Source organism: Lichenicoccus sp. (genome assembly GCF_965277665.1).
Lineage (GTDB): Bacteria > Pseudomonadota > Alphaproteobacteria > Acetobacterales > Acetobacteraceae > Lichenicoccus.
In genome coordinates this window covers 1,173,964-1,193,648 of record NZ_OZ255835.1, presented here as the reverse complement: position 1 = coordinate 1,193,648, position 19,685 = coordinate 1,173,964, and the positions used below count along the sequence as shown (strand labels likewise).

18 protein-coding genes are annotated in these 19,685 nt (G+C 70.1%); 3 read left to right on the top strand and 15 right to left on the bottom strand.

Annotated features, from left to right (window positions below; all coding sequences use genetic code 11):
* Window positions 1–11: 11 nt before the first annotated feature.
* The 8 genes from ACQY4O_RS05300 to ACQY4O_RS05265 form a co-directional block, all read right to left on the bottom strand.
* A complete protein-coding gene (locus tag ACQY4O_RS05300) occupies window positions 12–2,216 on the bottom strand; it encodes a DPP IV N-terminal domain-containing protein (RefSeq protein ID WP_428375168.1) in 2,205 nt (734 codons plus the stop codon).
* Entirely contained in the window at window positions 2,213–3,823 is a 1,611-nt protein-coding gene (locus ACQY4O_RS05295) for an OPT/YSL family transporter (protein ID WP_428375167.1), read from the bottom strand. Before ACQY4O_RS05295 ends, ACQY4O_RS05300 begins: the two co-directional genes overlap by 4 nt.
* Window positions 3,820–4,410 carry a nitroreductase family protein gene (locus tag ACQY4O_RS05290; protein ID WP_428375166.1) on the bottom strand — a complete coding sequence of 197 codons (591 nt, stop codon included), beginning with the start codon at window positions 4,408–4,410 and terminating at the stop codon, window positions 3,820–3,822. The genes ACQY4O_RS05295 and ACQY4O_RS05290 overlap by 4 nt, the downstream gene beginning before the upstream one ends.
* Before the next feature lie 88 nt (window positions 4,411–4,498).
* On the bottom strand, window positions 4,499–4,639 hold the full coding sequence (locus ACQY4O_RS05285; RefSeq protein ID WP_428375165.1) for a hypothetical protein: 141 nt from the start codon (window positions 4,637–4,639) through the stop codon (window positions 4,499–4,501).
* 79 nt (window positions 4,640–4,718) lie between these two features.
* Entirely contained in the window at window positions 4,719–5,003 is a 285-nt protein-coding gene (locus ACQY4O_RS05280; protein ID WP_428375164.1) for an acylphosphatase, read from the bottom strand.
* Between the two features lie 48 nt (window positions 5,004–5,051).
* Window positions 5,052–7,511 carry an AsmA family protein gene (locus tag ACQY4O_RS05275; protein WP_428375163.1) on the bottom strand — a complete coding sequence of 820 codons (2,460 nt, stop codon included), beginning with the start codon at window positions 7,509–7,511 and terminating at the stop codon, window positions 5,052–5,054.
* A gap of 17 nt (window positions 7,512–7,528) precedes the next feature.
* Window positions 7,529–8,500: an RluA family pseudouridine synthase gene (locus tag ACQY4O_RS05270; RefSeq protein WP_428375162.1), complete on the bottom strand. Its 972-nt coding sequence runs from the start codon at window positions 8,498–8,500 to the stop codon at window positions 7,529–7,531.
* Window positions 8,497–9,909, bottom strand: coding sequence for a replication-associated recombination protein A (locus ACQY4O_RS05265; RefSeq protein ID WP_428375161.1), 1,413 nt, complete (start codon window positions 9,907–9,909; stop codon window positions 8,497–8,499). Before ACQY4O_RS05265 ends, ACQY4O_RS05270 begins: the two co-directional genes overlap by 4 nt.
* 123 nt (window positions 9,910–10,032) lie before the next feature.
* Here ACQY4O_RS05265 and ACQY4O_RS05260 point away from each other — a divergent pair, with 123 nt between their 5' ends.
* Entirely contained in the window at window positions 10,033–10,188 is a 156-nt protein-coding gene (locus ACQY4O_RS05260) for a YqaE/Pmp3 family membrane protein (protein ID WP_428378113.1), read from the top strand.
* A 14-nt stretch (window positions 10,189–10,202) separates the two neighbouring features.
* Here the strand turns inward: ACQY4O_RS05260 and ACQY4O_RS05255 are convergent, their stop codons facing one another.
* The 4 genes from ACQY4O_RS05255 to uxaC all read right to left on the bottom strand — a co-directional run bounded on the left by ACQY4O_RS05255 (window position 10,203) and on the right by uxaC (window position 15,327).
* Window positions 10,203–11,372: a diguanylate cyclase domain-containing protein gene (locus ACQY4O_RS05255; protein ID WP_428375160.1), complete on the bottom strand. Its 1,170-nt coding sequence runs from the start codon at window positions 11,370–11,372 to the stop codon at window positions 10,203–10,205.
* 132 nt (window positions 11,373–11,504) lie between these two features.
* Window positions 11,505–12,527, bottom strand: a complete 1,023-nt coding sequence (locus tag ACQY4O_RS05250) for an SPFH domain-containing protein (RefSeq protein ID WP_428375159.1) — start codon at window positions 12,525–12,527, stop codon at window positions 11,505–11,507.
* A gap of 32 nt (window positions 12,528–12,559) precedes the next feature.
* On the bottom strand, window positions 12,560–13,840 hold the full coding sequence (locus ACQY4O_RS05245; protein ID WP_428375158.1) for an MFS transporter: 1,281 nt from the start codon (window positions 13,838–13,840) through the stop codon (window positions 12,560–12,562).
* An 89-nt stretch (window positions 13,841–13,929) separates the two neighbouring features.
* Window positions 13,930–15,327: a glucuronate isomerase gene (gene uxaC / locus ACQY4O_RS05240; protein ID WP_428375157.1), complete on the bottom strand. Its 1,398-nt coding sequence runs from the start codon at window positions 15,325–15,327 to the stop codon at window positions 13,930–13,932.
* Between the two features lie 84 nt (window positions 15,328–15,411).
* Here uxaC and ACQY4O_RS05235 point away from each other — a divergent pair, with 84 nt between their 5' ends.
* Window positions 15,412–16,077 (top strand): GntR family transcriptional regulator, encoded by a 666-nt coding sequence (locus tag ACQY4O_RS05235; protein WP_428375156.1) that lies wholly within the window; start codon window positions 15,412–15,414, stop codon window positions 16,075–16,077.
* Between the two features lie 4 nt (window positions 16,078–16,081).
* Here ACQY4O_RS05235 and ACQY4O_RS05230 read toward each other — a convergent pair whose 3' ends face one another.
* Complete coding sequence (locus ACQY4O_RS05230; protein ID WP_428375155.1) at window positions 16,082–16,315, bottom strand: hypothetical protein; 234 nt, start codon at window positions 16,313–16,315, stop codon at window positions 16,082–16,084.
* 137 nt (window positions 16,316–16,452) lie between these two features.
* On the opposite strand from ACQY4O_RS05230, the gene ACQY4O_RS05225 reads away from it, so the two are divergent.
* Window positions 16,453–17,934 (top strand): glycosyltransferase family 39 protein, encoded by a 1,482-nt coding sequence (locus tag ACQY4O_RS05225; protein ID WP_428375154.1) that lies wholly within the window; start codon window positions 16,453–16,455, stop codon window positions 17,932–17,934.
* Window positions 17,935–17,949: 15 nt separating this feature from the next.
* Here ACQY4O_RS05225 and ACQY4O_RS05220 read toward each other — a convergent pair whose 3' ends face one another.
* Together ACQY4O_RS05220 and ACQY4O_RS05215 are read right to left on the bottom strand one after the other, a co-directional pair.
* Window positions 17,950–18,531 (bottom strand): NADPH-dependent FMN reductase, encoded by a 582-nt coding sequence (locus ACQY4O_RS05220; RefSeq protein WP_428375153.1) that lies wholly within the window; start codon window positions 18,529–18,531, stop codon window positions 17,950–17,952.
* A 25-nt stretch (window positions 18,532–18,556) separates the two neighbouring features.
* Entirely contained in the window at window positions 18,557–19,612 is a 1,056-nt protein-coding gene (locus ACQY4O_RS05215) for an aldo/keto reductase (protein WP_428375152.1), read from the bottom strand.
* Between the last annotated feature and the right edge of the window lie 73 nt (window positions 19,613–19,685).

Sequence of the window (19,685 nt, the reverse complement as noted above, 5' to 3'; positions counted from 1 at the left end):
CGTTCGCCGTCTCACCGCACCCGCAATTCCTCCGCCAGGAACGCCGCCCGCGCCTCGTTCACGCGCGCGCGCAGCAGCGGGTCGGGCAGCAGATGCGTGCCGGGCAGCAGCAGCAGCCGGTACGGCTTGCCGGCCGCGACCAGCGCCTGGGTCAGCTTCATGGTGTTCTCGAAATACACATTGTCGTCGGTCAAGCCGTGCATGATCAGCAGCGGCCGTGACAAGGTGGCCGCGTAGGTGAGCACGTTGCTCTTGGCATAGCCCGCAGGATCGTCCTGCGGCGTGCCGAGATAGCGCTCCGTATAGGCCGTGTCATAGTCGGCGAAGTCCACCACGGGCGCTCCCGCGACGCCGGCTGCGAAGATGTCGGGACGCCGTATGGTGGCCATCGCCGTGAAGTAGCCCCCGAACGACCAGCCCTCCACGCCGACGCGGTGCATGTCCATCTCAGGCACGCGCCGACCCAGCGCCTGCAATCCGCCGACCTGGTCCTGCAACGGCAGATCGATCAGGTCGCCTTTGGTCGCATGCTCGAAATCATGGTCCCGCCCCGGCGTGCCGCGTCCGTCCAGGCTGACAACGATGAAGCCGTGGTCGGCAAGACACTGGTTCTCCAGGCTCAGCCGCGGCGCCCGCTGCACCATCTTCACCGTCGGGCCGGCATACACCGAAAGCACCACCGGATACTTCCGGCCGCGCACGAAGCCCGACGGACGCAGCACGTCCGCATCCAGCCCCTGCGCGCCGACCCGCAGATATTGCACGCCCGGCACCCGCGGCAGTGTCGCCGCAGCGCTGGGCAGCCTCGCCACCGCGCTGCCATCCGCGCGGCGCAGGATGGTTGCGGCCTGCCCGTCGGCGCCAGAGACGCTGTCGGTGAACAGGTCGTGCCGCTCGGGCGAGAACGCCGCATGATGCAGGCCCGGCGAGGCGGCCAGCGGCGCCGGCGAACCGCCCGCGAGCGCCACGCGGAACAGCCCCTGCGACAGCCGCTCGGGATCCGCCGTGACCACCAGGCTGCCATGTGCCGCATCGACGTCGTTGAGGGCCAGGAACGCAAACCCGCGCGGGGTCACCGCATGGTCGAGCGTGCCATCCGCACGATGCAGTTCGAGCTGCCACTGCGCGCCGCGCTGCCCCGCCCAGAGAAAGCCGGAGCCGTCCGGCAGCCACGCCGGCAACTCGCGGCCCGGCACACCTTCCATCGGCGCAAGATCGATCCATCCCGGATCGGTCTCGGTCAGCAGCGTCCGCGTGTGCCCGGTCGCGGGGTCCACCGCCAGCACCGCCTCGCGCGTCTGCGCCCGGTTCAGCACCACCAGCGTCGGCGGCGCCTGCTTCGACCAGATCACCCGCGCGACATACGGCCACGCCTCCTGGTCGAGATCGATCCAGGTGACCGTCCCCCCGGCGCGCCCGATCAGCCCGAACCGGGTCCGCGCATTCGCCGTCCCGGCGCGCGGATAGCGGAACTCCACCGGCGGCTCGGACGGGTGCAACGGGTCGGCGATGAAATGCCGTTCGACCGCGGACGTGTCGGCTGCCTCGAAGATCAGCCGCTCGCTGTCCGGCGACCACCAGGCCCCGTCGGCGCGATCCAGCTCCTCGGCCGCCGCGAATTCCGCCACCCCATGCGTCAGCGTCGCCGAGCCACCCTGCGTGACCTGCACGTCCGTCGCCGCCTGGCCGCCCGACAGGGCAACCACGTGCAGGTCGTGCTCCCGCACCACGGCGACGAAACGCCCATCCGGCGACAGACGCGGCGCGATCCAGCCGCCGCCCGTCACCGGCGTCACCACGCCCTGCGGCAGAGCGACGGTGGACAGATGATCCCCCTCGCTGACCAGGACCCGGCTGCCATTCTCGGACACCGCGAAATCGGTGATGCCGGTCACCGTCATGCGCGCCCGCTCGCGGCGCGCCTTTTCCTCGACACTCAGATGCTCGGGTGCCGCACCCGGCGCCGCGAGCTCGCGCTCGGCATGTCGCGCCACATCATAGTCATACAGTCTCTGTCGGGTATCTTCCGGCCCGCTGCGCAGATACAACACATTGCGCCCATCCGGCAGCGGCTGCACATGGGCAGGCAGCCCGAGCGTGTAGTTGCGCGTGCGCGCCAGCGGCTCGAAGCAGTCGGCAGCCCAGGCCGGCGACGCAGCCGCGACCGCCAGTGTCAGCAAGGCGCCCGGCGCCGAGCATGCCGCCAGCCGCCTCAAAGCTTCAGCACCGACCGGCCGAAACTGAACAACGCATCGCCGGCAATCGAACCCGCCGCAAAGATCTGCATGTCGCCCCGTCCCGCCTCACCCTGCCTGCGCATCCACACCGCCCGACCGACCAGCCCTGCCAGCACCGCCCAGCCGGCGAGCGGCGAGACCAGCAGCATCCCGGTGGCGAACATCACGCCCATCTGCCGGCGCGACCCGCCGATCGCCTGCAGCAGCGCGCCCGGTATCGCCCACAGCCCCAGCGCGCGCGCAATGTCGGCGCTGCGTCCGGCCCGGATCGCCGCCACGAACACATGGTCGACCGGAGCCACCTGGTTGTGCGCGAAATAGTGCCCGTAGCTGAACAGCACGACGAGGGCTGCAATCCCGAACGCATACATCGCGGCGAAATATTGCTGCCGGCGGCCGTCGAGCTCGAAGGCCGGATCACGCCCCTCGCCGCGCAGCAGGAAGCCCGCCTTGAGATCGCAGCCCATGTCGGCGAAAGCAGGCCCGGTCGAGGCCGAGAACCCCACCAGCAGCGCCAGCGCCGGCGCCGGAAAGCCGATCAGCACGCCGACGGCCAGCGTCACCACAGCGACCGCGAAGGCGGGAAACCAGCCCGAATGCATCGCCGCCAGCCCGATGATGAGTTCGTGCAGCAGCGCCGCGAAGGCCGCATACACCACGAAGCCGATCAGCGCGCCCACGCTCATGCTGCCGGCGAGGCCGCCCAGGAGCGCGATCATCATCGCGATCAGCACGTAGGCGCCCGCGCCGATGCCGAGGGCCCGCTGCAGCGGCGCCTCCGCGCGACCTTCCTCGGCGGCATCCTTGTCGTGCCGGCCTACGAAAAGCGTCCACAGCACCTGCAGCAGCGCCGTCAGCCCGGCGCCGAGCATCAGGCCCTCCGGCACGTGGGACTTGCCGATGTCCGGCAGGTGCAGCAGCGGTCCGACCAGGTGGAAATAGCCGCGCAGCAGCAGTCCGATCCCGAACATCAGCAGCGCCCAGGCATTGGCGATGAACGCGACCCCGAACGCTGACATCGGAATGCCGGCGAGGCTGCCGGCAATCCCGAGACCCAGCCCGATGCCGAGCACGCGCGCCTTGCGGCCGCCCTCGTCGCCGGCCTGGATGGCGCCGGCCGCGGCAACACCCGGCGGCCACGCGCCCTCGGCCGGGAACACCCTTGAGCCGAACATCCAGTACAGCAACGTGGCATCCAGCAGCATCGCGCAGACGACGCCGCCGAACATCGGCAGCACCAGATCGCTGCGCCCCAGCGCGAACGGCACCCCGATGGGCAGCAGCAGGCTGTTGGCCGCCCCGAACGTGCTGGCCGAGATCGCACTCTGCGCCAGGTTCTGCACGTGGATCGAGCGGTAGAACCTGAAGCCCGGCAGCCCGATCCGGCCCAGCGCCATCCCGGCCAGGGCGCCGATCAGCGCGGTGTTGGTGGTCACGCCGAGGCGGATCAGCACCTGCATGCCGATCACCGAGCCGAGCACGCAGAGCGGCGTGATCAGCAGCAGGTTGCCGATCGAGAAGAAGCGCGGATGCTGCTCGCCCGCTTTATGCGCCGGCGCCCCCGCGCGCCGATCCGGCCGGTTCATTCCGGGCGGAACTTGCCTTCCATGGCGATCACCTTCACCGGCAGCCGTGGACTCGGCGTCTCGCGCGCCTGCAGGGCTTCCGGCAGGATGGATCTGTCCCCCCGGCGTCCGATGGCGATCGCCGCCTCGACCCGCCAGCCCTCGACCAGCCCGAGATCGGCAAACGCCTTGTCGAAGTCCAGCCCGACCATGCCGTGCGTCGCCCAGCCGGACTTCACCGCCTGCACGCCCAGCGCGCCCCAGGCGGCACCGCTATCGAACGAGTGGCTGTGCGACGGCACCTCGCGATCCTTGCCCGGCGGCAGCATCGTCGACTTCGAGATCACGAACACGAGGGCGGCGGCGTTCTTCACCCAGGAGCGGTTGAACTCGATCAGGATGTCGAGGAACGGCTGCCACTGCGGCGTGTCGCGCCGCGCATAGAGGAAGCGCCAGGGCTGCGAGTTGTAGGCCGACGGCGCCCAGCGTGCCGCCTCGAACAGGCTGAACAATTCGGCTTCGGGGATCGCCTCCCCGGTGAAGGCGCGTGGCGACCATCGCTCGAGAAACACGCTGTCGATCGGGTAGTCGGCGACGCGATCCGGCATTGCGGCACTCCTGCAGGTCAGTGCCGCACAGTGGCGAACCGCTGCCGGCAAGGCAACACGGAGCGCCGTTGGCAGGAGGCGACGGCGGTCAGCTCAGGGCGCAGATCGCGACCACCACGGGCACCACGCCGATCACCACCCAGGACAGCATGGCGCAGAGCGTCGCCCAGCGCGCCATCGACTGCCCAACACGGCGGCGGGGCCCCATCTCCTGCGGCAAATCGTCCATTCATGAGCGTCCAGGCTGTTATCGACGGCACAGCTAGCAGATCACATCCCCAGGCAATGTAACCAATCTTCTCGCCTGGTCACCCAGGTCGGGTGCCGAACCCCGAACCCTGTGGCACCGGCTCCGCGGCATGGTCCTCGATGCCATCGACCCGCGCCGGGCCCGGACCGGACAGGCAGGTCCGCCGCAGACCGGCCAATGACGCCGCGGCGCCGCAGACCAGCGCCTCGACCCGGCCATCCTCGAGGTTGCGCACCCAGCCTTCGAGGCCCGCTTCCAGCGCCCTTGCTTGCATCCAGGCGCGGTACCCGACTCCCTGCACCCGCCCCGAGATGAGCCAGCGCCTCGCCACGCGATCAGCCACGATCCGCTCCCGAAGTGCTCTCCCACAAGCGCCTGCGCACCGCGCTGCTCACCGGAACAAACCCAGACCGCGCAGGATGTCGAGCGGCTTGGGGTTCTTGTGCCTGTGCTCCGGCGGCGCTGCCGCCGCGACAGCCGCCGGGCCGGCAACACCCTCCCGCGCCGCGCGCAACGCCGGGTCACAATCGGCGGCGGCGCTCTGCTGCGGGCCGATCACCAGCGTGGTGCGGCCGCCGAGGCCTCTTGTGTCGCCGGAGCCCTGGTTGTCGAACGCCGGGCGCGGTTGCCGCAGGCTGCCACCGATCCGCACCGGCATCGAAGCCCCTGCCCCGCCGAGTGCGACGAACGGCACCAGGCGCAGGTCGAGCGAGCCGTCCTCCAGCCCCACCGCGCCATGCCCGTCCACCGTGGCGCGGCCGGTGCGCAGGCTGATGGTGTCGAAGCGCGCGCGACCATCGGCCACCCCGGCGTGCAGGGCGAGGCAGCGCAATTCGGTGCTGCCGCCTTTCGGCAACGCCATCGACAGCGGCACCGAACGGCCGAGCAGCCGCAGCAGCGCGTCATTGTCCAGGCGGCCGTTCACCATGCTGACGCCGGCATGCCCGGTGGCCGAAGCCGCCAGCGCCTGGCGCGTCTCGCCCTGCGCCTGCAGCGCGCCGACCAGCTCCGCGGCGCCCTGCACCCAGACCGGCTGCCCGAGCCACCCCGCCAGCGCTGCCGCCGGGACGAACAGCGGGTGCATGGTCACCTCCAGATGCGGCGGCGCCGCGGACGCATCCGCCGCGAACCGTGCCGAGACCGGGCCCGCCGGGCCCTCGGCCTGCACCGGATCGACCAGCAGGCGGCCGCCTTGCAGCACTGCATGCGCGGTGAAGCCGTGCAGCGACTGCCCGGCGACCAGCAGATCCACGACCCGGACCGCAAGATCGAGATCGGCCCGGTTCAGCCATCCCCAGGGCACCGGGTGCTGCGGCTGCCCGGCCGGAGCTGGTCCAGCCGCGGCTGCGCGAGCTGGCCCCGGAGGTGCCCGCGCCGGTGCCGGCTTCGGCGCGCCGACGCGAGCCGGCGTGCCGCTCCAGCGCGACAGGCGGTCCGCATCGAGCCGCGTCGAAGTCAGCGTCCCGGTCAGCGCCGGGTGCCCGCCCAGCGTCAGGCCGAGCTCGCCGGCGAGATCGCCCGCGCCGCTGCCCAGGCTGAGCTCCGACAGCCGGAAGACGCGGCCGCCCTGCGACCGCAGCCGGGCCGCCGCCGCAACCGGTCCCAGCTCGGGCGCACCCGGCAGCAGCGCCGGCAGGTCGGCCACCGTCGCGTTCAGCCGGAAGTCACTGTCCCCATCGCCGATCCGCCCGGCGGCGTGCAGCGATGCGCCGTCCGTCTCCAGCAGCAGGTCCACCGGCAGGACCGCCTGCACGAGGCTCGCACCGCGAAGCCCCTGCAACATCTGCAGCGTGCCGGCGGTCCCGCGCAGCCGGACCGGCCTGCCGCGCCAGGTGGTGCTCGCGGCGATCGCGACCGGCGCCGCCGGATCCGTCGCGTCCACGCGCCACGCGGCCAGCGACGGCCCGGGCCATGCCGGTAGCACGCTCGCTCCCGCCTGGGCGTGCAGCGCCGTCAGGCGCGGGCCGCCGGCATCGATGACATGCAGGCTGCCCGCGAGGCCCTGCACCTGCGGCAGCCGGGCATGGCTGAACAACCGGTTCAGGTCGGCGAGCTGCCCGACGGCGTACCGCGCCCCGATGTCGTAGCCGCGCCCGTCACGCGGATCGGCCAGCGCGCCATCGAGGCTGCCCTGCGCCAGGGTGCGGCCATCCGCCTGCTCCACGAGCCGCAACGAGATTGGCCAAGGCGAACTCCGGTCGGCCGCGCTGAACAGCCGCCCGAGCGGCCCGATCTCGCCGGCGACGGTGAAACCGGCGCCCGCATGGCTGCCGGCAATGCTGATCGAGGGCCGCTCGCCTTGCAGCCCGTCGCCCTCGAGCCGGGCCACCTGGACTGCGCCGCCGCGATGCGCCTGCCGGTCGCGCAGCGAGACCGACGCATCGAGCAGCTGCACGCTGTCGAACGCGACGCCCCAGGGTCGCGCATGGCCCGCAGGCGCCCCGCCTGCGCCGGCGGGCCGCCGCCTCGGTTCCATCTGCCAGTTCGCACGACCATCCGCACTGCGCGCAAGATCGAGGCTCGCATGGTCGATACGCAGCCCGTCGAGCCGCACCACATGACGCAGCAACGGCCAGAGTGCGAGACGCGCCTGCACCTCCCCCAGCCGCAGCATCACCGGCTCGGGGTCACCGTCCGGATTGCCCAGCGTGAAACCCTGCGCGTCGATGCGCGGCGACGGCAGCAGACGCACCCGCAGCGCCTGCAGCGTCACCGTCCGGCCGCTCTGCCGCTCGATCGCGCCGATCACGGCGCGACGCAGCCGGTCCTGGTCGAGCGAGCGGTCCACCAGCGCGGCGGCGCCGATCCCCACCACGAGCACGACGATGCCGGCGGCAAGCGCTGCCTTCATCCAGCCTCGCATCCGGGTCAGCTCCGCCGTGCCGCCGGCAGCGCGCCCGCCTCGAAGCCGAGGGCCTTGAACGTCTCGGCGATATGCGCAGGCAATCCGGCGGCGACGCTCAGCCGCCCGCCCGCCGGATGCGGCAGGTCGAGCAGGCGGGCATGCAGATGCAGCCGGTCGGGGAAGCCGTCCAGATGCGCCGCCGGGCCGCCATATTTGGGATCGCCCAGGATCGGCGTGCCGAGCGCCTCGCAATGCACGCGCAACTGGTGCATCCGCCCGGTCAACGGCGACAGCTCCAGCCAGGACAATTTCCGTGCGGCGGCATCGCGCACGACATATTCGGTGCGGGCATTGGCCGCGTCCTCCTCGTCTCGGTCGGCAGCAATTGTCAGCGAGCCGGCTCCGATCCCCAGGCGCGCCAGCGGCAGGTCGATCACGCCCTGAGCAGGCGTCGGTCGACCGACGACCACCGCCCAATAGATCTTGCGCACCTCGCGCGTCCGGAACGACGCCGCTAGCTTGGCGGCAACCCCCGGCGTGCGCGCCAGCAGCAGCAGTCCGGAGGTGTCGCGGTCGATGCGGTGCACCAGGCGCGGCCGGTGCTCGAGATCGCCGCGCAGCGCGTCCAGCATCCCGTCGACATGCCGCGTTATGCCAGGTCCGCCCTGCACCGGCAGCCCGGCCGGCTTGTTGAGCACGATCACCTGCTCGTCGCGATACACCACCATGCCTTCGAGCTCGCGGCGGTCGGTCTCGTTCACCGCGACGATGATCGGCGCCGGCCGGGACGCGTTCGGGATCGGCGGCACCCGCACCAATTGGCCCGGCAGCAGCCTTGCCGCGGTCTCCGCCCGCTTGCCGTCGACCCGCACCTGCCCGGTGCGACACAGCTTCTGCAACGCCCCCTGGGTCAGGTGCGGGAAATGCCGGCGGAACCAGCGATCGAGACGGATCTCCGCCTCGTCGTCGCTCACATTCATGAAAACGACACTCATGACGCGTCGCTGTCCCGCAACCGCGCCCAGTTGTCCAGCCTGCGCCTGACCTCGCCCTCCTGGCCGCGGTCGGTTGGCGCATAAAACCGCTCCCGCGCCATGCCGTCGGGGAAGTAGTTCTGCCCGGAGAAACCCTGCTCGGTATCGTGGTCGTATTCGTAGCCGCTGCCGTAGCCGAGCTGCTGCATCAGCTTGGTCGGAGCATTCAGGATATGCGCCGGCGGCGGCAGGCTGCCGGTCGCACGCGCCGCCCGCAGCGCCGCCCCCCAGCCCTTGTAGATCGCGTTCGATTTCGGCGCGGTGCCGAGATAGACGACGAGCTGCGCCAGGGCCAGCTCGCCTTCCGGGCTGCCGAGCCGCTCATAGGTCTCCCAGGCGGCGATCGCCTGCGGCAGCGCCTGCGGGTCGGCCATGCCGACATCCTCGGCGGCGAAGCGGGTCAGCCGGCGGGCGATGTAGCGGGCATCCTCGCCGCCGGCGATCATGCGCGCGAACCAGTACAGCGCGGCATCCGGATCCGAGCCGCGCAGCGACTTGTGCAGCGCCGAGATCAGGTTGTAGTGCTCCTCGCGGTCCTTGTCGTACAGCGCCGCGCGCCGCGCCAGCAGGTCGGCCAGCGCCGCCGGCCCCAGCGGCTCAAGATCGGGCATCTCGCCGCCCGGCAGGCTGAGCAGCTGCTCCACCATGTTCAGCAGATAACGCCCGTCGCCATCCGCCATCGCACGCAGCGTCTCCCGACCCGCCGGCGTCAGCGGCAGGGCGCGTCCGGCATCCTGCTCGGCACGCTCCAGCAGCGCCTGCAGCGCGTCGTCATCGAGCCGCCGCAGCACCAGCACCTGGCAGCGCGACAGCAGCGCGCCGTTCAGCGCGAAGGAGGGGTTCTCGGTGGTGGCGCCGACCAGCACGATGGTGCCGTCCTCGACGACCGGCAGGAAGGCATCCTGCTGGGCGCGGTTGAAGCGATGGATCTCGTCCACGAACAGCAGCGTGCCGCCCGCCGCTTCACGCCCGGGGCCCGCCTGGCGCCGGCGGCCGGCCGCCTCGAAGGTGCGCTTGAGGTCGGCAACCCCGGAGAACACCGCCGAGAGCTGGGTGAAGCGCAGGCCGGCCGCCTCGGCCAGCAGGCGCGCGATCGTGGTCTTGCCGACGCCGGGGCCGCCCCACAGGATCAGGCTGGCCAGCGAGCCGCGCTGCAGCATGCGACGCAGGGCGCCGTCCGGTCCCAGCAGATGCGGCTGTCCGACCACGTCGTCGAGCCCGCGCGGGCGCAGCCGGTCGGCGAGCGGCCGCATGCCGTCGTCCTGGCCGCCGGCATCGCCACCGGACGGAGCAGCCGGCAACCCTGTGGACCCGAACAGGTCGGCGTCGTGTCCGGCCGCATCCGGCGCGGCATTCAACTTCTGTCTCATCTCGCGGTTATAGCAGCTCTCCGTCCCGGACCGGACCCCAGGCGGGGCACGACATCGCAGCCGAATGCTGTCATTTTGCCGGACCACCCGATCCCGCGTCTCTCGCATGGAGCATCCCCGATGCTGCGCCTGCTGCTTGCCCTGCTACTGCCCTGGCTTGCCTTCTTTACCATCGGCCGGCCGATCGCCGGCCTGATCTGCCTGCTGCTTCAGGTCACCATCATCGGCTGGCTGCCGGCCGCCTTCTGGGCCGTGTATGCCATCGGCAAACACCGCTAGCAGCGCCTGAGGCATCAGGATGCCGCGACAAGGTGCTGCGCCGGGTTGACGAAGCGGCGCTCGATGCCCCTGCCGGCCGCCTTCGCGTCGTAGAGCGCCGCATCCGCCTTGCGGTGCAGGTCGTCCCCGGCCGAGCCGTCTTCCGGTGCACAGGCAAAGCCGACGCTGATCCCGATCCGCAACTGGCCGACCCCTTCCAGGAGATAGGGCTCGTCCGCGACGCACCGTATGACCCTGCTCGCGTATTCCGAGCCTGCCGAAGGCGACATGTCCGGCGCAACGATCACGAATTCATCGCCGCCGAGCCGCGACACGATGTCCCCCGGACGGATGCTCGATCGCATTCTATCCGCGACGGCACGCAGGATCCTGTCGCCGGCCTGATGGCCGAAATTGTCGTTGATCGGCTTGAAGCCGTCCAGATCCAGGTAGAACAGAATGAACTGCCGGGACTTGGCAGCATATTGGCCATCCAGCGCTTCCATCAGGCCGGAGCGGTTCAGCAAGTTCGTCAGGGAGTCGTGCCGAGCCCGATCCTGACTGTCCTGTTCCGCCTGCAGGGTGGCGACCGCCATGTCCTGGAACCTTCTGATGATTGAGGCCACGCCGAAAAGGAAGAGCGGCGTCTGCAGGACCAGGATAAGCAGCCAGCGGTTCCCTGACAGAGCGGCCCCGACGACAAAGGGGAAGTCGCAAAGACCGATAAGTGCCAGCGCATAGCGAGGAGCTGCATAGTTGCGGGCGCAGATGGGACCGACCAGGCCCATCACCGTCGTCGCAGCCAGCAGTTGAAGTGCCAGGCTGCCGGTCTGCATCGCAGCAAAAGCCATTGTGCCCTGCAGGGCACACCACATCAGAGCGGTCAGCAGATAAAGATCGGTTGGCGTCGCCAGGCTGCGGGCTGCGGCCATGACCGCGCGCCGGACGACAGCGAAACGAAGGGCGGCAAGGGTAAGGTCAACAACGACGAATAAGGCAAAGATCTCGCCCCGATGCATGCACAGGGCGGTGATGTTCAGGATCAGTCCGTTGAGGACACCCGCTAAGACCGCCTTCGGAGACGCAAATATTTCTCCAAGCAGTTTCCTGGCGATCGGTGGCGCGACGTTGTGACCAGGATCTGTCAGCCATCGCAGGACCGCCGCGTTCGGCGCGGTAAAGTTGTAGCGCGCTCCGGGCAACATCCACCTCCACGGCATTCTGCTACCGTTTTGGTATCATACCGGATTGATACAACCCTGGGTAGCAGAAACATGCCGCGGCCCGGGCATCGGCTCAGCCTCAAGGGCCAGGTGTGTAACTCATGGCGGCCTCGGTCAGTGCGGCGCCGCCGGCAGGCTGAACAGCGTCATCGGGTTGGCGCCCGCGCCGAAGCTGGTCGCCGGCAGCGCGCCGTTCCAGCGCATCGCCGCCTGGAAGCCGAGCACCGACGGGTTCGCCTGCGTCACGCTGCCGATCAGTTGCAGCACGCGGGCCTGCGCCTGCCCATTCAGCAGCGTCGCCTGGCTGTCGCCCTCGGCACGCAGGATCGACGCCTGCCGCTCGCCGCGGGCGCGGTCGATATTGGCCTGCGCCTCGCCGGTCGCCTGCGCGATCCGCACAGCCGCTTGCGCGTCCGCCTGCACCTTGATCTGCTCGCCCTCGAAATGGAAGCGCGCCACCGTGTTCTGCGCCCGGATCGCGTCGTTCTTGGCCTGCACTGCCTGCTCCACGGACTGCTCGAACGTCGGCGAGTAGCTGATCGAACTGATCTGCAGGTCGGTCACCTCGATGCCGAAGATCGACCGCAGCGCCTGACTGACCTCGCGCCGCACCGCGATCGCGATCTCGGCGCGATCGCTTGAGATGTTGACCGTGTTCTGCGTCGAGAACACCCGCATGACCCGGTCGGCGATGATCGGCTGCATGGTGCTGTTGATGTCGAGGCTGCCGGTGCGCCCGGTCTTATACAGCAACTGCAGCACCGCATCCTCGGGCACCCGGTAGGTGAGCCCGATGCCGATGCCGACCGACTGGTTGTCCACCGTATAGACCGTCATGTTGTCCATGCGCAGGGCGGTCAGGCTGGTCTGGATCTTGTCCACCTCGTCGATCAGCGGCAGCTTGAGATGCAGGCCGGGCTGCACCGGAAGCGGCGTCAGGATGGTGCCGAAGCGGCGCACGCCGGCCATCTCGGTCGGCTCGACCGTGTAGAAGCTGCCAGCCAGCACGATGAGAGCCGCCAGTACCAGGGCGGCCGCCGCGATCACGCGCAGCGGCAGCCGCGGCATCGCGGGTGGCCGCGGCACCAGCCGGGCCGGATCGGGGAACGACCAGGGGTTCGTGGGGGGGCCGGACATCAAGCTACGCCCTTCAACGACAAGCGGACGCCTCAGCCGGATCGCGCGGACGCCGCGAGGCCGAGTGTAGCGCCGGATCGTTCCCCCAGCACCAGCGCCAGCACCGCGAAGGCCACCAGGTCGAACACCGAGAGGCTGGCGAACAGCGGCCCGAAGCCGATGCTGCCGGCCACCTGCCCGATCAGCAGCGAGAAGCAGGTGGCGCCGAAATACCCCGCCATGCCGGCGCCTCCGGTCGCGGTGGCCACGTCGGCGCGCTCGAACTTGTCGGTCACCAGCGCATACATCAGGCTAGACAGGGTCTGGTGCGCGAACGCACCGATCGAGAACAGCAGGATGGCGACGATCGGGTTGGCGAACAGGCTGACCAGGGCAGGCCCGATCATGCAGACCGCGCCGACGCCGACGCCGGCGATGCGCGCGTTCACCAGCGACAGGCCGAAGCGGCGTCCGAGGATCAGCGACAGGTAGCCGCTGAACCCGCAACCGAGATCGGCCGCGAGGAACGGCAGCCAGCCGAACAAGGCGAAATGCTTGATGTCCATGCCGCGCACGGTGACCATGTAGAGCGGGATCCACAGCCCGAAGGTCTGCCAGGCCGGCTCGGTCAGGAAGCGGGCCACCGCCAGCCCCCAGAATGCCGGTCGCCGGACCACCCGGCGCGGCGATGGCGGCGGCAGCACCTCGTCCGCCGCACGGCCGTCGAGGATCAGCTGCCGTTCCGGCTCGCCGAGCCGCCGGTGCCGCTCGGGCGATCGATACAGCAGCAGCCAGATCAGCGAGACCAGGATGCCGAGCGCGCCGGTGCCGATGAAGGCGCCGCGCCAGCCCCAGGTCACCGCGATCCAGATCACCAGCGGGGGCGCCACCATCGCGCCGATCGAACTGCCCGAGTTGAACCAGCCGGTGGCGATCGCGCGTTCGCCTGGCGGAAACCACACCGACGACATCTTGACCGCGGTCGGGATGGCGGCGGCCTCGCTGAACCCGAGCAGGCCGCGGCAGGCGGCGAGAGCCTGCCAGCTCCCGGCAGCCGCATGCAGGATCGCGGCACTGCCCCAGGCGAACGCGAACAGGAAATAGCCCAGGCGGATGCCGATGAGATCGGTGATGAAGCCGGCCACCGGCTGCATCAGGCTGTAGCAGATCTGGAACGTGCTGACGATGTAGGAATACTGCGTCGTCGTCATGTGCAGTTGCGTGTGCAGGATCGGCGCCAGCACACCGAGCGTGTTGCGGTCGAGGTAGTTCACGACCGTGCCGAGCCCGACAAGGCCGAGTATATACCAGCGCAAACCCTTGATGCGTGTCATGGACGTTTCCTTGGGACGTTTCCTTGGGACGTTTCCCTCGCCGCGCGTTGGCGGCCGTTCCGCGCTTGCGCGCGCCGTATGACTTTTTTTCAGAGTCGGTAGGCGGACTTCGCCAGCCGGTAGGCGAGATCGATCGCAACCTCGCGCGCCTCGTCCTCGTCGAGCGTATGTTCGGTCACCAGCCGCGCGAGATAGGCACAGTCCGCCCGGCGTGCGACATCGTGTCGTGACGGGATCGAGCAGAACGCCCGCGTGTCGTCGTTGAAACCGACCGTGTTGGCAAAGCCCGCAGTCTCCGTCGTCAACTCGCGAAACCGGCGCATGCCCTCCGGGCTGTCGAAGAACCACCAGGGCGGCCCCAGCCGCAGCGCCGGATAGTGACCGGCGAGCGGAGCGAGTTCGCGCGAGTAGCTGGTCTCGTCGAGCGTGAAGACGATAACGGTCAGCCGGCTTTCGTTGCCGAACCGGTCCAGCAGCGGCTTGAGTGCTTGCACGTAGTCCGTCCGTGCCGGGATGTCGGCCCCCTTGTCGCGGCCGAACCGCGCGAACACCGACGGATTGTGGTCGCGCACGGCGCCGGGATGGATCTGCATGACAAGCCCGTCCTCCAGGCTCATGCGCGCCATCTCGGTCAGCATCTGCGCCCGGAACAACTCGGCGTCCGCCGCCGCGGCACCGGCCAGCACGCGCCCGAAGAGGGCGGCGGCGGCATCGGCCGGCAGGTCCGCGGTGGCGGCGGTCGGGTGCCCGTGATCAGTCGCGGTCGCACCGAAGCCGCGGAAATACGCCCGCCGCTGCATCAGGGCGGCGAGATAGCCGCGCCAGGTGGTGGTGTCCTCACCGGTCAGCCGGCCGAGCTCGGCGATGTTGCCGGCAAAACCCGGGAATGCCGGATCGACCACGGCATCCGGCCGGAACGTGGTGATCACCCGCCCGGTCCAGCCGCTGTCGCGCAGCGTGCGGTGGTGCTCGAGCGTGTCGATCGCCGCTTGGGTGGTGGCCAGCGCCTCGATGTTGAAGCGCTCGAACAGGGCGCGCGGCCGGTACGCGGGCTCCTGCAGCTTGCTCGCGATCAGGTCGTAGAGGCGGTCGGCATTGCCGGCATCCAGACGCTCCTCGATGCCGAACAACGACGAGAAACCGTGCTCCATCCAGAGCCGGGTCGGCGTGCCGCGGAACAGCGGCCAGTTGCGGGCCAGCAGGCGCCAGATCGCACGCGTATCGGTCTCGGTCTTGCCTCCGTCGGCCCGCGGCACGCCGAGCGCCTCGAGGGGCACGCCCTGGCTGTACAGCATCCGGAACACGTAGTGATCCGGCACCACGAACAAGGTCGCCGGATCGCTGAACGGCGCGTCGCGCGCAAACCAGGCCGGATCGCAGTGGCCGTGCGGGCTGATGATCGGCAGCCCGGCCACTTCTCCGTACAGCCGGCGGGCGACGGCCCGCATGTCCGCCTGGGCCGGAAACAGGAAATCGGGATGCGGCATGCAGCGCTCCTTCGCAGGCGGGTAATCATATACTAGTATATCAATATGCGAGCAATCCCGCCCACCCTCATCCGATCGGCCCCCGTGTCCCGCCGCGGCGAGCGGCTGTCAGCGCTGATCTACCGGGACCTGCGCGAGGAGATCGTCTCCCTGGTTCGTACACCGGGCGAACCGCTCATCGAGATGCAGGTGGCGAAAGCGCACGGGGTCAGCCGTACCCCGGCCCGGGAGGCGATCCAGCGTCTTGCCGACGAAGGCCTGATCGACATCTTTCCGCAGTCCGGGACCTTCATCGCCCGGATCCCCGCAGCCGAGCTGCCGGAGGCCATCGCAATCCGCTGCGCGCTCGAGGAGGCAACGGTGCGGGTCGCCGCCCTGCGCATCTCCGAGGCCGACCTCGCGGCCTTGCGTGCCCAGCTCGCGCTGCAGGCCGCGCGCGAAGCCGCCGGCGACAAGGAGGGCTTCCATCGCGCCGACGAGGCGTTCCACGCCATGCTCGCGGCAATCGCCGGGCAGCCGCGCTTTTGGACGGTTGCCCAGCAGGTCAAGACGCAGGTCGATCGCTTCCGCCGCCTCACCCTGCCGGTCGCCGGCCGGATGGGCTCGGTGGTCGCCGAACACGCCGTCATCGTGGACCGCCTGGCGAGCCGGGATCAGGATGCCGCGGCGGCGGCCATCGGGGCGCATCTCGGCACGCTGCTCGGCATCATCGAGGCAGCACGCCTGGCGCAGCCCGAAATGTTCAGCTGAGCGCTCAATCCACCGTGCCGTAGGACGGTGCGCCGATCGCCGGGCAGCTGCACTGCGCACCGAGCGGCACCTGCTGCGGCAGGCGACAGGTATAGATTCCGGCATGGCAGACATAGCCATAGCCCGGGGCAACTCCCGCCTCGGGGCCGGCCGACGCTGCGCCGACACAGCCCGACAGCAGCAACGCCACGCCGAGCCCGGCCGCGCTTTGCCACATCCGGTTACCTTTGGCCCTCATGACAGGGCGGCGTGGATCATGCATGGTCCGATCCCGATCCCACTCTTGATGAACCGATGGAACACCGATCAGCGCTTGCCGTTCCACGTTCCCGGTCGAAGGCTCCCCCGGAGCGCCTGACAGATTTCTGCCTCGCCATGGCGGTGTTCGTCACCGGCCTGGTCGCCCGGCTCTACGGGCTCGGCGACAAGCCGTACTGGCTCGACGAGGTCACCACGCTGCACCGCGCCGCCCTTCCCGCGAAGGCGATGATCCGCGACTCGCTGTCGTTCCATCATCTGCCGCTGTATTTCCTGATCAGCGGCTGGTTCGTGCCGCACGGCACCGACGAGGCGACCCTGCGGCTGCCGGCGGCGCTGTTCGGGGCGCTGTCCTGCCTGCTGCTGTTCGGCCTCACCCGCGCGCTCGGCGGCCGCCGCGCCGCCGTGGCCGCCGCTCTGCTGCTCGCCCTCTCGCCGTTCCAGGTGCAGTACGGCCAGGAAGCCCGCTCCTACACGCTGGTCATCAGCTTCATCCTGCTCGGCCTATGGGGGCTGGTCGCGGTCCTGCGTGACCCGGCCCGCGCAGCCCGGCCACTGCTGGCCCCGAGTTCCGCCTGGCGGCCCTGGCTGGTCTATGCGCTCGCCACCATCGCCGCCCTCGACACGCTCAGCGTGGCGCTGTTCTGGCTGGCGGCCGGCATCCTCGCCATCGCGCTGGCCGGCTGGCGCGAGCCTGCCGCCCGGCGCGGACTGCTGGTCAACGCCGCCATCACGCATGCGGTGATCCTGGTCTGCTACCTGCCCTGGATCGTGGCGATGCACCGGCTGACCAACGGTGACATGCGCAGCGGCCTGGACTGGGTGCCGCCGCTGAACTGGGAGCGTCTCTGGACCACCGTGCAGGCCGTGTATCTGCTCCGCACCACCAGCCTGATCGCATACCACACCTTCCCCGACGGCCTCGCGTGGCTCGGCGCCGTCGTGGCGCTGCTCGCCGTGTTCGGGCTGTGGAGCGTGCCGCGTCGCGACCCTGCCATGGCCGCCGCCAAGGTCGCCCTGGTGACGCTGCCGGCCGGCCTCCTGGTCGCGTCCGTGGTGTCGTCGGTCTGGATGCCGCGCTACCTGGCCTGGAGCGGACCGATCTTCTTCCTGTTCGCGGGCCTGGGCCTCGGCTGCCTGCCGCGCCGCATGTCGTTCGGCGTGCTCGGCCTCATCGTCGTCGCCGGCATCGCCAACCTGCTGCCGTACTACCGGCTGGAGACCAAGCCGCTCTGGAACGACGCCGCCCTGATGCTGCGCGGCAGCCTGCCGGCGGACGCGCTGCTGCTGACCGACGATCCCGGCGCCATCGACATGATGAATGTCCGCCTGCAGCGCCTGGCCGACCCGTTCCCCGACGAACTCTGGACCGACGACGCCACGCGCGCCCTGCAGACCCTGCATGACGGCCACCCGGTCTTCGCCGTGCATGGCCGCGTCGGGCAGGCCGACCACACGCCGCTCTCCGCCTTCCTCGACATGGTGGCACCGCTCGGCGCGCCGTGCCTGACCCGTACCGTGGGGCTCGACATCATCATCGAGGCCTTCACCCCGGATGGCCGCGCCTGCCCGACCACGCCGGACGCGGATGGCGCCTGACGCTCGCGCGCCGCCTCAGTACGGCAGGCCGTCCGCGCGCTGCCGCCGCAGCGCCTGCGCATACCAGGTGAACTCGTCCAGGAAGCGCACGGCCGCCTTGCCGGTGCGCTCGTCGCGCATCGCGCCATCCTCCGCCAGCGCCTGCCCGATGCGCGGGATCGGCAGCAGGCTCGGAATGCTCGGCATGCCGAGTTCGGCCAGCGTCATGCGCAGCTGCATCGCCGCGCGGACGCCGCCGAACTGCCCGGCCGAGTAGCAGACGATGCCGGACGGCCGCCAGAAATACTCCTCGAGGAAGTAGTCGAGCAGGTTCTTCAGCGCCGGCGGGATGCCGTTATTGTATTCGCCGCTGACGATCATGAAGCCGTCCGCCCGCCGGTAGAGCGCCGCCAGCCGCTCCAGCGGCTCGGGCGCCTCGCCCTTGGAATGCTCCTTGTACATCCGGTCCAGCAGCGGCAGCTGCAGCTCCATCGGATCGACCAGTGGCGCCGCGTGGCCGCGGGCCGTCAGCGCCTGGATGATCATCCGTGCCGCCCGGATGCCCTGCCGGTCCCGGCGCACCGAGCCGAGCAGGACCGGCACGGTCAGCGCCGGCATGGCGGCCCCGGAATGGCGGCCACGGTCACGCTTTCAGGTGCGGCCCGAGCAGGCTCAGATCGGCCGCCGACAGACGATCCGACGCCGTATTGGCCTGGTGCCAGTACGGATACAGCAGCGGCGGCGCGCTGACCGCGTCGAGCCGCGTGCGCTCCTCCGCGCTCAGCTGCAGGTCGGCGGCCTTGAGATTGTCCGCAAGCTGCGCCTCGGTGCGTGCCCCGATGACCACGGAGGCCACCGCCGGACGGCCCAGCAGCCAGGCGAGTGCCACCTGCGCCGCCGAGGCATCGTGCGCGGAGGCGATCTCCACCAGCACCTCGATGATGTCGTACAGCTTGTCGGTGTCGCGCACCGGCGGCTCGCTCCATTGCGCGAGCTGGCGGGTGCCTTCCGGCGTTGCCTGACCGCGACGATGCTTGCCCGAGAGCAGGCCACCCGCCAGCGGGCTCCAGACCAGGATCCCGATCCCCTGGTCGATCGAGGCCGGCACCAGCTCGTACTCCGCTTCGCGCGCCTGCAGCGTGTAGTGGATCTGCTGGCTGACCGGCCGCACCAGCCGGTTACGCTCGGCGACACCGAGCGACTTCATCAGGTGCCAGGCCGAGAAATTGGACACCCCGACATAGCGCACCTTGCCCGCACGCACGAGCTGGTCAAGCGCCAGCATGGTCTCCTCGACCGGGGTGAGGCCGTCTATCTCGTGCAGCTGGTAGAGGTCGATGGTGTCGGTGCGCAGCCGCTTCAGGCTGGCCTCGCAGGCGCTGATCAGATGCTGGCGCGACAGGCCGGCATCGTTGGCGCCCGGGCCCATCCGGAACCGCGCCTTCGACGCCAGCAGCAGCCGCTCCCGCCGGCCCTCGATCGCCTCGCCGAGGATCTCCTCGGACAGGCCGTCGGAATAGATGTCCGCGGTGTCGAACAGGTTGACCCCGGCATCCAGGCACTGGTCGATCTGCCGGCGCGCGGTGGCGAGGTCGGTCGATCCGGTCTTGGCGAACACGCCGCGTCCGCCGAAGGTCATCGTGCCGAGGGTGAGTGACGAGATCTTCAGGCCCGATCGACCGAGCTGGCGATAATCCATGACGCGCTCCCTCTGGCGTGCTCCTGCGCAAAGCCGGAGCCGGCTGCAGTGACCGATCCATGAGAGCGCTCTC

What these genes read in the sequence shown, in the direction of transcription:
- ACQY4O_RS05295 (WP_428375167.1), bottom strand. Translation starts at nt 3,823, where the DNA reads ATGAACCGGCCGGATCGGCGCGCGGGGGCGCCGGCGCATAAAGCGGGC.
- ACQY4O_RS05290 (WP_428375166.1), bottom strand. Translation starts at nt 4,410, where the DNA reads ATGCCGGATCGCGTCGCCGACTACCCGATCGACAGCGTGTTTCTCGAG.
- ACQY4O_RS05285 (WP_428375165.1), bottom strand. Translation starts at nt 4,639, where the DNA reads ATGGACGATTTGCCGCAGGAGATGGGGCCCCGCCGCCGTGTTGGGCAG.
- ACQY4O_RS05275 (WP_428375163.1), bottom strand. Translation starts at nt 7,511, where the DNA reads ATGAAGGCAGCGCTTGCCGCCGGCATCGTCGTGCTCGTGGTGGGGATC.
- ACQY4O_RS05270 (WP_428375162.1), bottom strand. Translation starts at nt 8,500, where the DNA reads ATGAGTGTCGTTTTCATGAATGTGAGCGACGACGAGGCGGAGATCCGT.
- ACQY4O_RS05265 (WP_428375161.1), bottom strand. Translation starts at nt 9,909, where the DNA reads ATGAGACAGAAGTTGAATGCCGCGCCGGATGCGGCCGGACACGACGCC.
- ACQY4O_RS05255 (WP_428375160.1), bottom strand. Translation starts at nt 11,372, where the DNA reads ATGTTGCCCGGAGCGCGCTACAACTTTACCGCGCCGAACGCGGCGGTC.
- ACQY4O_RS05250 (WP_428375159.1), bottom strand. Translation starts at nt 12,527, where the DNA reads ATGTCCGGCCCCCCCACGAACCCCTGGTCGTTCCCCGATCCGGCCCGG.
- ACQY4O_RS05245 (WP_428375158.1), bottom strand. Translation starts at nt 13,840, where the DNA reads ATGACACGCATCAAGGGTTTGCGCTGGTATATACTCGGCCTTGTCGGG.
- uxaC (WP_428375157.1), bottom strand. Translation starts at nt 15,327, where the DNA reads ATGCCGCATCCCGATTTCCTGTTTCCGGCCCAGGCGGACATGCGGGCC.
- ACQY4O_RS05230 (WP_428375155.1), bottom strand. Translation starts at nt 16,315, where the DNA reads ATGAGGGCCAAAGGTAACCGGATGTGGCAAAGCGCGGCCGGGCTCGGC.
- ACQY4O_RS05225 (WP_428375154.1), top strand. Translation starts at nt 16,453, where the DNA reads ATGGCGGTGTTCGTCACCGGCCTGGTCGCCCGGCTCTACGGGCTCGGC.
- ACQY4O_RS05220 (WP_428375153.1), bottom strand. Translation starts at nt 18,531, where the DNA reads ATGCCGGCGCTGACCGTGCCGGTCCTGCTCGGCTCGGTGCGCCGGGAC.
- ACQY4O_RS05215 (WP_428375152.1), bottom strand. Translation starts at nt 19,612, where the DNA reads ATGGATTATCGCCAGCTCGGTCGATCGGGCCTGAAGATCTCGTCACTC.